This is a genomic window from Pseudoalteromonas sp. SG41-5 (assembly GCF_014164495.1).
Lineage (GTDB): Bacteria > Pseudomonadota > Gammaproteobacteria > Enterobacterales > Alteromonadaceae > Pseudoalteromonas > Pseudoalteromonas rhizosphaerae.
Genome location: NZ_JACJFH010000066.1, coordinates 14,612 through 27,987 on the forward strand (window position 1 = coordinate 14,612; position 13,376 = coordinate 27,987).

Consider the following 13,376-nt stretch of genomic DNA (forward strand, 5'->3'; position numbering starts at 1 on the left):
ACGACAACGATACGAGCACATATTATGAATAAAATTAAAACACTATTTACAGCAGCTACACTCGCGCTTTCTTTAGCATCGTGTGGTGGTTCTGATCTTGATGTTGCACCTTCTGGGGTATTAACCGAAGAGCAAGTTTCTAACAGTGAAAATGTAGATGCGTTGATTATTGCTGCCTACTCATATCTAGGAAACGATCATTATACCGCACCTAACTTTTTATGGCCGACAGGAAACTTACGCGCTGGAGACGCCCATAAAGGCGGTAATGGACCTGGTGATATCTTTGCTTATCATGCTTTGTCTTTATATCAACCAATAGTGCCTGATATGGAGTCTTTCCCGCCAGATTTAATTGATTTGAACAACAAAAAATGGGTACGTAATTACACCGGTATTTCAAGAGCAAACTCAGCATTAGCGGTAATCGCAAATGCGCCAGATGCCATTGAAAACAGTGCTGCAAAACAATCCGAACTGCGGTTCATTCGCAGTATTTTCTACTTTGATTTAAAAATACATCATAAGCATATCCCGTGGATTGATGAAACAATGACTCAAGATCAAATTCTTAGCGCTACTAATCGTGAGCTAAGCGATCAAGAGTTATGGGATAAAATTGCTGCAGATTTTGAGTTTGCTGCAAACAACCTACCACAAACCCAAAAAGATGTTGGGCGCGCTTCAGCGTTATCAGCTAAGGCATATCTAGCTAAAACACTACTCTACCAAGCGTATGAGCAGAATGAGCTACATCAAGTTATTAATATTAATAAAGATAAACTTGTAAAAGTGGTGGCTCTGGTTGATGAAATTGAAGAAGCGGGCGTCTATGGTTTATTTGATGATTACGCGAATAACTTTTTGTTTGAAAGTGAGAATGGTAAAGAGTCAGTTTTTGCTATTCAGCGCTCTCTAAATGACGGCTCTCCAGATGGACGTGGTAGCTGGCCTAGTGCATTAAATGCGCCAATGGCTGGTGGTTTTGGCTGTTGTGGTTTTCATGTACCAACAGAAAATTTCGTTAATGCGTTTAAAACAGACCAACAAGGTTTGCCGTTATTCGACTCTTTTAACGACTTTAACTACGACATGACGACAGACTCAGTTGACCCTCGCCTAGATCACACTGTGGCAATGGAAGGTAAACCATTTAAGTATGACGAAAACTTAATTCATGGCGGTGATAGCTGGGCACGTGCCCCTGGTATTTATGGCAACTTTACGGCAATGAAAGATCTTGAACACCCTGACTGTAGTTGTCGTGGTGAGAATGGCCCTTTTCCTATCTTTTCATTAAATACACCGCTCATTCGTTACGCTGATGTATTGCTTTGGAAAGCTGAAGCATTAATTGAGTTAGATAGGTATGACGAAGCATTGCCAATTATTAACCGTATTCGTGAGCGTGCTAAAAATAGTACCGGTAAATTACACAACGCGAGTATTTATAACATGGGCTTATATACAAGTTTTGATTCTAAAGAACAGGCAAGAGCGGCACTACGCTTTGAGCGACGTTTAGAATTAGGGCTTGAAGGACATCGCTTTTTTGACTTAGTTCGATGGGGAATAGCGAAAGAAACTATTGATAGTTACTTAGCTATTGAAGCTGTACGTAAACCTTATTTGGTCGATGCTATTTTCACTAAAGGTCGTGATGAGTATTTACCTATTCCGAACCAGCAGATGATTTTAAGTGGTGGATCGTACACACAAAACCCAGGTTATTAATAGTGGTGGGTTTCGGCCCACCTTTTAATCGTTAAGTTTTAAGAGTGATTATGAAAAAAATTATTTATTGGTCAGTCACCGTTGCCGTTGCTGGTTTTTTATTCGGCTTTGATACAGCAGTTATATCCGGTGCGGATAAACCTATTCAAGCGTTATGGAATACGAGCTCGTTATTTCATGGCTTATTTATTATGTCTTCAGCTTTATGGGGAACACTACTGGGTGCCTTAACCGGTAATTACCCATGCGATAAGTGGGGTAGAAAACCCACATTAGTTTTAGTTGGAGTGTTGTTTTTAATTTCGGCGCTTGGCTCCGCCATGGCACCTGACGCATATAGCTTCGCCTTATTACGGTTCATTGGTGGCGTGGGAGTGGGCATTTCTTCAATTGTTGTACCTGCTTATATTTCTGAGATTGCACCTGCTAAGTACCGTGGGCGTTTGGTTGCGCTTTATCAGTTTCAAATTGTATTTGGTATCTTAGTTGCGTTTGTTTCTAATTTTTTAATTGCAGGAACATCTGCAATTGACTGGCGTTTAATGTTAGGTGTGGAGGCAATACCTGCTCTGGCTTATTTATTAATGATCATTAAGGCACCTGAAAGCCCACGTTGGTTAGTGCAAAAGAAAAATGAGAAAACTAAAGCGCGTTCAATCTTAGTGACTTTAGGTGAACAAAACCCAGACCAAGTATTAAATGACATTGAACGCGACAAGTTACAAAACAGTCAATCAAAGCTATTTGGTGGTAGTTACAATAAGGCGGCTTTATTTGCATTTTTATTTGCCGCATTTAATCAATTATCTGGCATTAACTTTATCATTTATTATGCACCGCGCGTATTTGAACTTGCAGGGTTGGATGTAAATCAATCATTACTTTCTGGCGCTGGGATTGGCGTGGTTAACCTATGTTTTACCATGCTGGGTTTATCGTTGATTGATAAGTTTGGCCGCCGTTCGCTGATGTACATTGGCTCAATTGGCTACGTTATTTCGCTCTCTGTCGTGGCGTGGGCGTTTAGTACTGACTCTGGTGGTTTAACGGTTGTAGCGTTTGTATTTGTGTTTATTGCCGCTCATGCCATTGGCCAAGGTACCGTTATTTGGGTCTTCATTGCAGAAATATTCCCTAACAAAGTTCGTTCAAAAGGGCAGTCTTTGGGCTCCGGTACGCATTGGTTTTTTGCCGCAGCAATCACTTTACTTATGCCATTTTTCTTAGAACGTTTTAGTGCCACTGAAGTATTCACTTTCTTTACTTTAATGATGTTAGGGCAATTGATTTTTGTTGCGTGGTTTATGCCAGAAACAAAAGGACGTTCTTTAGAAGCAATTTCATTAGATACCAATAATAAACATGGAGCATTCGATGCGAACCGTTAATTTAGTTTTAATTTCATCATTTTTGGCAGCATGTAGTATGACAAACCAAACTGAAAAAACAGCCCCTATGGGTGAAGATAAACCGAGTAAAGAGGCGTTTCGACCTGCTTTTCATTTTACCCCAGAAAAGCATTGGATGAATGATCCCAATGGTATGGTTTATTACCAAGGTGAGTATCATTTATTTTACCAGCATAACCCTGATTCATCTGTATGGGGGCCAATGCATTGGGGGCACGCAATTAGTAAAGATATGGTTAATTGGCAGCATCAAGAAATTAAGTTGTTTCCTGATGAGCACGGCACTATTTTCTCTGGCAGTGCGGTAGTTGATTGGCAAAATAGCAGCGGCTTTGGCAGTAAAGAAAACCCACCATTAGTGGCTATATTTACCTATCATGATGATAAAAAGGCTGCACAGGGAGCGATTGATTTTCAAACGCAAGGTATAGCATATAGCACTGATAAAGGCCGTACATGGAAAAAATATGCTAACAACCCGGTATTAAAAAATCCTGGGATCCGCGACTTCCGTGACCCTAAAGTAAGCTGGCATGAAGATACTCAGCAATGGGTTATGGTATTGGCTCAAGATGATCATATTGGTTTTTACAGCTCAAAAGATTTAAAAACATGGCAATTTGAAAGTAACTTTGGCGCTGATTGGGGCAGTCACGCAGGAGTATGGGAGTGTCCAGATCTTATTCGCGTGCGCATTGAAGGCACCGATGAATATAAATATGTGTTATTAGTGAGTATTAACCCTGGTGCGCCAAATGGTGGCTCTGGTACACAATACTTTATTGGTGATTTCGATGGTGAAAAATTTGTATTAGATAGTGATTATCAAAAAATGCTTACAGGTACACCAGCTGCGTTTCCCGAAGGGTTAGACTTTTCTAACTTCAAAAATGGTTTAAAAAATTGGCAAGTATCTGGTGATGCATTTCATATAGTTAATGATCAACCAGCCAATACCATTGCTAGTTCTTTTAAAGATTCGGATAAGGCAACAGGCACCTTAACCTCAAAATCATTTGCGATCGACCATGATTTTATTAACTTTAAAATTGCAGGCGGAAAGCATCACAATAGTACCGCAATACAGTTGTTAGTAAACGGCGAAATAGTTAAAACTGCAAGTGGTAACAATACAGGTACGATGACCGAGCGCTCTTGGAATGTGAGTCAATTAAAAGGCCAGCAAGCTTATATTAAAGTGGTAGACAATGAACGTGGTGATTGGGGGCATATAAAAATTGCTGACATCGTGTTTTCTGATAAAGCAGCAAATGAAAAGTACGAACCTTCAATATGGTTAGACTACGGCACTGATAATTATGCTGGTGTAACTTTCTCTGATGTTCAAGACGGTAGACACTTATTTATGGGGTGGATGAGTAACTGGCAATACGCAAACCAAGTACCGACTGAGGTATGGCGCAGCGCAATGACGATTCCCCGAGAATTAAAGTTATTGCAAACGCCAGCAGGCGTGCGTTTGGCATCTAAACCTATTAAAGAGTTAGATAGTTTATTGAGTAAACCACAACAAAAGGCAACATTAACTGGCGCGAATAGCTATCAGTTAGATGAACTTTTTACTGTTGAACCTGGGCAATTTAAGGTGAGTTTTAGTGTAGCAAACGCTGAACAAGTTATTGATATCGTGCTTAGCTCTGCAACGGATGAATACACTAAGCTTCAACTAAACCCAGCTCAAGGACAACTAATACTAGACCGCAGACAGTCGGGTTTAAAAGACTTTGAAGATGGCTTTGCGTCTTTACAAACTGCACCATTACAGAAGGGCCTTGAGTATTACGATGTTGATATATGGGTAGATAAAGCGTCGATAGAAGTATTTGTTAATAAGGGAGTTAGCTCTATGACGTCTATTGTTTTTCCAACCTCTCCTTACAATAGAATACGAGTTAGCGCTGATCAGCCTTTGTCGCTTAGTGACGTAAAGTTAAACAATATAGCAATAGAAAAATAACCTTTGAAGCGACTCTATAGTAATATAGAGTCGTTTTACTTTTTATAAGGCTATGCGATATATGAGTAGTAATTATCGGCTATTAAGCGCCATATTCTTTATTTATTTTATGGCATGGTCATTTTCATTTTCATTTTTTCCAATTTGGCTTAGTCAAGAAGTAGGCCTCAACAGTGCTAAAGTAGGGGTCATCTTTAGTATCAATTCCATCATGGCTTTACTCGTGATGCCTTGTTATGGCATTTTGCAAGATAAACTCGGTTTACAAAAAACACTGCTTTACTTCATTGCATTTTTTATAATGTTGATTGGTCCATTTGTCAGTTATGTATACGCACCCTTACTACAAACACAGTTTTATCTGGCTGCTATTTTAGGAGGTGCTGTTTTTTCATGTGCATTTTTGGCTGGAGTCGGGACACTTGAAAGTTATATTGATAAACAAAGTCGCTCGACGAATTTTGAATTTGGTAAAGCTCGAATGTGGGGGTCACTAGGTTGGGCCATGGCAAGCTACTTTGCCGGTTTATCCTTTAATTTATCCCCTAGTTTAAATTATTGGTTATCAAGCATTGCGGCGGTTTGCTTAATGGGGTTATTAGCCTTTGTTAAGGTCGCAAAAAATCAGCCCGAAATAGCGCCTTCTCGAACTTTTTCTCCTGTAAAACAGCTTACAGCATTTTTTAAAATCGCAGGATTGTGGCGTTTAAGTGTATTTGTGATCGGTGTTAGTTGTATTTATGCGGTATTTGATCAGCAATTTGCTATTTATTACACCTCTTTTTTTGACACCCCAGAGCAAGGTCGAGAGTTTTTTGGCTATTTAACTTCAGCGCAAGTAATTCTTGAAGCGGCTATTTTGTATTTAGCTGTTAAATGGGTGAATTATTTGGGCGTTAAAAACTCGTTGCTGTTAAGTGGTGTATTGATGGCGATACGAATATATTGCTCGGGGATTGTTAATGACTCTATCAGCATTAGTGTATTAAAATTGTTACATGCAATTGAGTTACCGCTGATGTTAATTGCATTGTTTAAATATATAAACATGCACTTTGAAGCTCGTTATTCAGCCATGATCTATATCATTGGCTTTCAATTTACTACGCAATTGATGGCGTCAATGTTAGCCGTCGCTGTAGGTGTAGTATATGATAATGTAGGCTTTGCGTTAGCCTACCAATATTTGGGTTTGGTTGTGTGTGTGTTTATTGTATTATCGCTTTTTGCATTAAAGGCAGATGCAATTAAAACGAATCACGAGCAATTAGTTTAAATGGTAAGTGGTGGTGAACAATATCAGTGCGCTGCTCTATGAGGTATTCCATTGCCCAACGTCCCATAGCATGGTGTGGTAATGCCATAGTAGTTAAATTCGGTTGTAATAATTGTGGAATACTGCCCCAATCATCAAAACTAGCTATACCAATATCTTTACCAACGATCATTCCTTTATCATGCACAACAAAGTAAATTTCTAGCGCCATGGGGTCTTGACCACAAATAATTGCATCAGGTTTAAACTCGTCAATTACTCGCGCTGCAGACTCTCTCGAAGTAGAAATCTCACTACCATCGGCTTGACCAATAATCACCGATTCAATGAGTAAATCATCGAGTGGTAAGCCGTGCTTTTTAAATGAATTTATAACGCCTTGTTTACGGCCTTTGGCAGCAACTATATGCTCATTTAAGTTTAAGAAAGCAATTCGTCGATAGCCTTTACGGATTAACGCGTCAGTAATATCTTCACCGGCTTGCTGTTCATCAGGTACTACACAAGGGAAATTATTCAAAGCAGGAAAACAGTTAGCTAAAATTGTTGGTATTTTTTTTAGTTCATCAGCTACCACAACTTGGCGATGATACATTGCTGAATATATAACGCCCTCTACGCGATACTCTAAAAGGCTTTCTATAGCTCTGTCTATACTCGCTTGGGTTTCGTTAACATTGAGGATCAACAGTTCTTTATTTTTCTGCCACGCAATTTCTTGGGCACCACGAATAATATCAAAAGTATAAGGAACACTAAGCAGTTCATCAGCAATAATTGCGTAAATGTTTGAGTTTTTACGTCGCGTTAAACTTGCCGCACGATTAGGACGATAACCTAATTCTTTTATCGCTTTAAGAACTTTCTCGCGGTTAATATCTTTGACTGTTGGATCATTATTGACCACTCGCGATACAGTTTTAAATGAAACACCTGCGTGGACAGCGACTTGCTTAATTGTAACCATACTAGAATAAGACCCTCTGTGATTAAAAACAGTATAACAGCATATTGCACTTTATTTATATGTTTTTGTTAAGGTTTGAGTTGTCGTTGTTATCTAAAGATAAACTTATTCAGAGGCTTACTTTTAAGTTATTGAGGCGAATTATACTCATGATGTAATTACATTGGCTAAACCTAGTAAGCCGAAAAGGTAATACCAAGCGTTGATATAATAGCTTAAAACATTAGCTCATCAGATTATAGAGTGAGCAGTCACAGTGAATCGAGTTTGATATATTACTATCTCTAATTGGCTCGCCATGGATCGCTTCGACTTTCAATGAGTGGAAGAAACTCGCTGACTTACCAGCTCACCGAATTTGAACCGCTTTATTTTTGATTCTTCGCGAAGTCGGTGGCAGCCTTTTTAATATGGCTAAGTCCTATGTTTTGGATACCTCAATAATTTCAGCTTTTCATACGCAAACAAGCTGCCAGCTGTTAAATAACATTTAATAGTAGGGGCTTGCTGCTAGCGTACGTTACAATTTAATGGTATTAAATGATAATTAATGTGCTAACTGCAAGGGAAAATCTATGTCATTGAGAGCTTTTAAAGAAAAACCAAGTGCAATAATTTTCTTTTTACCGCTTTTGCTACTGCTTTTAATTTGTATATCCCATTTTGGCGCAAACTATGTACAAATGCTTTATCAGAAAAAGTTTACGCAATCTCTTATTAGTAAAGCCGAAGAAATCTCCAGTGATATAAGCCAATCCATTTATCAGACAGAAGCCATTAACCCTCGACGCTGTGATGAAGAAACTGTAAATAAATTACGTATCCTTTTAACTAACTACCACTACACGCATGATGTTGGTTTAGTTAAACAAAATAGAATTATATGTTCGGCAAATTGGGGCATTTTAAAAGAGCCCGTTGAACTTAATGTTGATTTTTTTAAGGGCAATACAGGTTTTTATTTTGCGCAAAAAGTTGAGGGGATTTTTCCTATTGATGCCAAATATGATATTGCAAAACGTAACGGTATCGTTGCATTTACAATTCAAGATCCTTTTAAATATTTTGATCAAGCAAATAAGGATTTTTCGTTTAACATAACCTCTATTGATGGTTTGTACGTTTTCCATCAATTTGACTCCGAATTTCAGTTTGATAATGAATTTAACTTACTATCACAAGAAGTTAAAAGCTGTAGCACAAAGTTTGGCTATTGCGCTAGCGTGCTTAATAATCGCCCTGGGTTACTATTTTTTTCCACTTTGACTCTGACTGCAGTACTTTTACTGCTTTGCGTTATTAGTTTTTTAATTATTTATTCTTTTATCTCATACATAGAAAGAACAAATTCGATTGAATTTCGATTACGTAATGCAATCGCAGATGAAAGTATTTATTTAGAATATCAGCCAATTTTAGAGGTCCAGAGTAAGCAGATTATTGGTGTAGAATGTTTAATAAGATGGAAAGATGAGGTATATGGGCAAGTCTCACCTGAGTTATTTTTAAGTATTGCTGAGCAGTTAAATTTATATCCGTCGATGGCATTTTCATCTGTACAGCGGGCATTTAAAGAGTTGTCGCCTTTTGTTATAGAAAAAGATGACTTTAGTATTGCGATTAATGTTAACTCCTTTGAAATTCAAAGTTCGGAGTATTTACCGTTTTTAAATGAGCAATGCGAATTATATAAAATAAGCCAAAAACAAATAAAAATTGAGATCACTGAGCGTATAGGACTGCCACTAAATGAGTTGTCACACTTTGCTTTGCAGGCTAAACGTTATGGGTTTACTGTTGCCTTGGACGATTTTGGCACAGGTGTTTCAAATTTAGTTTGGTTAACTGAAATTAACTTCGATATCATAAAAATAGACCGTATTTTTACTCAATCGATTACTGATCCTTTGAAAAAAGATATGCTACTGGCAATAATGGCACTATTCACGAACCTTAATCGTATTGTTATTTTTGAAGGCGTTGAAACGCAAGAGCAGTGTGAATTTATTGAAAAGTATAATAAATGCTATCAGGTTCAAGGTTGGTATTTTTATAAAGCGCTGCCTTTAGATGCGTTGAAAGAATTAATAGTTTAAATAAAGCGGTATTGCGAAACCGATCATTCACCAGACTTTACTTGGTTAGAACACTTATGTCTGACTCAAATAATATGCTTTTTAAGTAGTGCTGGTTTTTAGCTAAAGCTGGTGCTTTAAATTTAAAATTGAACCGTAACCATAATCAAATCAAATATAGTATTTAAGTGTTGTAGCGCACAGAGCTGGGGAGCTTTATAAACTAGGCTTTAAATCTCGGCCTTTTACATTAACGTGAGGGGCGAGAACTCTGAGGCAACTATGCAAAATCCAACTCATGATAAAAAAGTAGATGACAAAAAGTCTGCTGAAACACTAAAAAAAGAAGCGGCAAGCAAGCGCGCAGCTTTAGAACCTGACACAAAAAAATCATACAGAAAACCCCAGCAAAAATAATAGAGTCGTTAATTATCTAACCAGTTTTCGCAAAGCATTATTTGAACTTAATTAAGGATTGAGTGGCATTATCGACAGCTAGATTCGATAAATATACAAGGAGCTAGATAATAGATGTTCTCTACTATTTGTGGTTCTTCACTCGTTGGTGAGGGATCATATTCTTGTTGTTTAAGGCTACTGAGAGCGCTACGTCATTAGGGGCTGTTGATCTTTGTGGTACATATATTGATCAGCCCGCATTGGTAGCCACATCATCGTAAATGCTAAAGCGAGCATTGAATGATAATTTCGTGCAAGCTTTTCATACCGTGTGGCTATCTTTCTATATTGCTTAATATGGCCAAATGTATTCTCAACCAAGTGCCGATATTTGTACATGCATCAGTCAATATCTTCATTACCTATTAAACTGTTATCCTTGCGTAGAATAACGGGTGTCGTGTTGTTATCACGAACCAACTTTCTCAGTTTTTTACAATCGTAGCCTTTGTTAGCAACAACGACTTTATTTGTTGAACAATTTGCTACGAGTGACTCTGTGTGAACTATATCATGTGTATTTCCGCACGATAATTCATAGAGAATAGGCAATCCTCTGCTATAACCTAAGTATTAGTTTGTTAATTTATGCTGCATACAACATTGGCTGTATTAATTTCACATTTATATAAATCATTCAGCAAAACATACCCATATTCTTCGTCTTTAATTATTTGAGCTTTGGGAGTAGTAAGCTCAAATCAAGACGATTTGTGCATTTCATTTTCTATGAACATAGAATTTAATACCAACACCGTATTTTAATTCAGTAAAAATTAATAGTCGTACTCACAAAATAGCGGCGGCTTTGCTGACTTTTGCATTTAGAACGAGTAGATCTTGAATATGCTCATCTCTACCATTTTCAAAACGAGGTTAAGCTAAATATCAATATACTCCATTTACAATATTTGAATGAACTCAGGCGCCAGAATTCAATCCGAGAGTTGAGTTTTTATTGCAATATGGTTGCACTGGCGTGGCTATTTTATTCATTAACGAGAGATACAATGAAAATAATTTTAAACAAGCTTGTTATTACTACTTTAGCTGCAACTATAGTGATGTCTAATGATGCTCGGGCTGAAAATAATAATCAAATGTTGAGAAAAGCAGTCGATAAGCAAGCCGAGCGCTTAATGCAGCAGTACCAAATTCCTGGTTTAGCGGTGGGTATAATTGTTGATGGTAAGTCACAGTTTTATAATTATGGTGTTGCGAATAAAGAAAAGAACCAAGCAGTAACACAGAATACACTGTTTGAATTAGGATCGGTCAGTAAAACCTTTGCTGCAACCTTTGCGAGTTATGCTCAAGGCAATGGTACTTTATCATTTGATGACACTGTTGATAAATATCTACCTGAGTTGAAAAATAGCGTTATTGGCAGCACAAAACTTACACAGTTAGCTACCTATACAGCAGGTGGTTTGCCTTTACAGTTCCCTGATAATGTTAAGACTGACGATGATATGATGCAATATTATAAATCTTGGCAGCCAACCTTTGCTGAAAATTCACAACGACTCTATTCAAATCCAAGTATAGGTTTATTTGGCTATGTTTCTGCATTAAGTATGAAAGTTGATTATGCACAGTTTCTGGAAATTAAAATATTTCCGTCGTTAGGCATGTCAAATACGTTTGTTAATGTCCCAGCAAATAAAATGAATGATTATGCATTTGGATATAATGCTTCAGGCGATGCTGTGAGAGTAAATCCCGGTATGCTGGATGCACAAGCATATGGCATTAAGTCTACTAGTGCAGATATGGTGCAATTTATTAAAGCGAATTTAGGGTTAGTCTCTCTCGATGATAAAATCAATACGGTCTTGAAAAGTACTAGGAAGGGCTATTATCAAGCGAGCACTTTCACGCAAGGACTAGCGTGGGAAATGTATCCTTTACCAACTAACTTGGCTGCTCTGTTAGCTGGAAATTCAGTTGAAACCATTACACAACCTCAACCAATCGATATTAATAATTCTCCTCAAGTAGCTTTGCATAATGGCTGGATCAATAAAACAGGTTCAACAAATGGGTTTGGCGCATATATTGTATTTATTCCGGCAAAAAATGCTGGAATTGTTATGTTAGCAAACAAATATTACCCCAACGTAGAACGGGTCAAAGCCGCCTATGCGATTTTAGATTCAGTTATCAGCAGATAACGAAGAATAAAAAGCCACTCATTAGTTTAGTGAGTGGTGTTTTTTTATTTATTGAATATGACTTTTTGCCAAATTTTTTTCGCTAGGCATTACTTGAAAGCCGATCATTTCAGCAATCCTTTTTCGCTTTTGCTAGTTTGTCCCAGTAACCCGCTAGTTCGTAATGTTGATATATAGCTGTTTCAAACTCGGGAGTTATTTGCAGGTTATAATCATACTCTGGCGCATCTTTTATTACTTGGCGGTTGAGATCAACACTGATGGTTTTGTCGAGCCAGCATACTTCGCTGATCCACTCTGGTGGCACGAGCACTTTATGTCCACCCCACCAATTACTGGTATCGATGATCAGATAACGCACCGCCCACGTTGTTTCTTCTACTAATAATCCAGATACATGACCAATATCACCATCATTTGCATTAATATGATAGCCAATAACCTCTTTGCAACTTCGTAAATTTGGATCGGCTTTTTTATTATCTTCACTTTTAACATTATGGTGAGTTAGTTGTGCGCTGCGTGCACCTGCTTCTGTATATGGGAGGTGTTGGTGGTCACGGTACAATAAATAAGGGTAAATACCGCCTCCCCAAAATCCTTCGCCTACCCAATAATAAGGGTAGCCATAATAATCGAGTAAGCTGGCCTCATTTTGCCGTGACACGGGTTTATCGTTATCGATAGTTGGGCTGTTTTTAACTTGTTCTTTACTGATCAACACAGGCAGAATTTTTTCTATCCAGTTTGGTTTTTGAACCGCAATTGGTGAGATCAAAACCTGACGGCTGGATAGCCAAGAACCTGTTTCAACAACAAAATAGCGGATCACCCATGCTAAATCATCGAATAGAAAATCTTTTTCTTTACCGATCACACCATCGGTAGCAGCGATAGCGCAATTTTCAAGATCTTTCATGCTACGTAACATAGTAGTTATCCTTTTTAATGGGGTCGACAGTATAAAGTGTTGGCGTGTTTTAGAGCTGATATTGAGGTTGCCAACTAGGCGATGATTTGAATGAACCGCTTTAGTTTTAGCTTATTTGCCGCGGTTGTCTGTGCGCTGCAGTACACAGCCAAATTAGCGAGTTAATTACATGAATGCAGTAATGACCAGTATGAATCGCTGATTTTTATTATTGACACACAGTTGTTTTGAGTTCGATAACGAACAGAACGTAAGCGTATAGCTAACGACACCTAGCTTTGCTTAATGTTCCAAGGTAGCAGTGGCTCAAGGTTATCTGGCTGCTCAGCAAGGCGCTGTAAGCAAGTAGAGATATAGTCATGCACCACAAGGT

At 38.0% G+C, this 13,376-nt stretch carries 9 protein-coding genes and 1 pseudogene; 7 read left to right on the forward strand and 3 right to left on the reverse strand.

The window, feature by feature from the left end; all coding sequences use genetic code 11:
- Positions 1-24: 24 nt before the first annotated feature.
- From H5232_RS15910 to H5232_RS15925, 4 genes are all read left to right on the forward strand, one after another.
- On the forward strand, positions 25-1,734 hold the full coding sequence (locus tag H5232_RS15910; RefSeq protein ID WP_182761301.1) for a RagB/SusD family nutrient uptake outer membrane protein: 1,710 nt from the start codon (positions 25-27) through the stop codon (positions 1,732-1,734).
- A 50-nt stretch (positions 1,735-1,784) separates the two neighbouring features.
- Complete coding sequence (locus H5232_RS15915; protein WP_182718944.1) at positions 1,785-3,122, forward strand: sugar porter family MFS transporter; 1,338 nt, start codon at positions 1,785-1,787, stop codon at positions 3,120-3,122.
- A complete protein-coding gene (locus H5232_RS15920) occupies positions 3,109-5,121 on the forward strand; it encodes a glycoside hydrolase family 32 protein (protein WP_182831174.1) in 2,013 nt (670 codons plus the stop codon). Before H5232_RS15915 ends, H5232_RS15920 begins: the two co-directional genes overlap by 14 nt.
- 61 nt (positions 5,122-5,182) lie before the next feature.
- Positions 5,183-6,397, forward strand: coding sequence for an oligosaccharide MFS transporter (locus H5232_RS15925; protein ID WP_182718946.1), 1,215 nt, complete (start codon positions 5,183-5,185; stop codon positions 6,395-6,397).
- Here H5232_RS15925 and H5232_RS15930 read toward each other — a convergent pair.
- The gene (locus tag H5232_RS15930) at positions 6,369-7,364 is read right to left on the reverse strand and encodes a LacI family DNA-binding transcriptional regulator (protein ID WP_149982868.1); all 996 of its coding nucleotides are present in this window, start codon (positions 7,362-7,364) and stop codon (positions 6,369-6,371) included. The two genes, H5232_RS15925 and H5232_RS15930, sit on opposite strands and share 29 nt — an antisense overlap.
- Positions 7,365-7,939: 575 nt before the next feature.
- Here H5232_RS15930 and H5232_RS15935 point away from each other — a divergent pair.
- Both H5232_RS15935 and H5232_RS24270 read left to right on the forward strand, forming a co-directional pair.
- Positions 7,940-9,460: an EAL domain-containing protein gene (locus H5232_RS15935; RefSeq protein ID WP_182831175.1), complete on the forward strand. Its 1,521-nt coding sequence runs from the start codon at positions 7,940-7,942 to the stop codon at positions 9,458-9,460.
- A gap of 261 nt (positions 9,461-9,721) precedes the next feature.
- A complete protein-coding gene (locus H5232_RS24270; RefSeq protein ID WP_257326201.1) occupies positions 9,722-9,856 on the forward strand; it encodes a hypothetical protein in 135 nt (44 codons plus the stop codon).
- A 189-nt stretch (positions 9,857-10,045) separates the two neighbouring features.
- Here the strand turns inward: H5232_RS24270 and H5232_RS24730 are convergent.
- Positions 10,046-10,459: pseudogene (locus H5232_RS24730) on the reverse strand (transposase); the annotation flags it as partial.
- Positions 10,460-10,908: 449 nt separating this feature from the next.
- Between H5232_RS24730 and ampC the strand changes: the two are divergent.
- Positions 10,909-12,072: a class C beta-lactamase gene (gene ampC, locus H5232_RS15950; RefSeq protein WP_182831176.1), complete on the forward strand. Its 1,164-nt coding sequence runs from the start codon at positions 10,909-10,911 to the stop codon at positions 12,070-12,072.
- A 109-nt stretch (positions 12,073-12,181) separates the two neighbouring features.
- Here the strand turns inward: ampC and H5232_RS15955 are convergent, their stop codons facing one another.
- Entirely contained in the window at positions 12,182-13,003 is an 822-nt protein-coding gene (locus H5232_RS15955) for a PRC-barrel domain-containing protein (RefSeq protein WP_182831177.1), read from the reverse strand.
- Positions 13,004-13,376 lie beyond the last annotated feature (373 nt).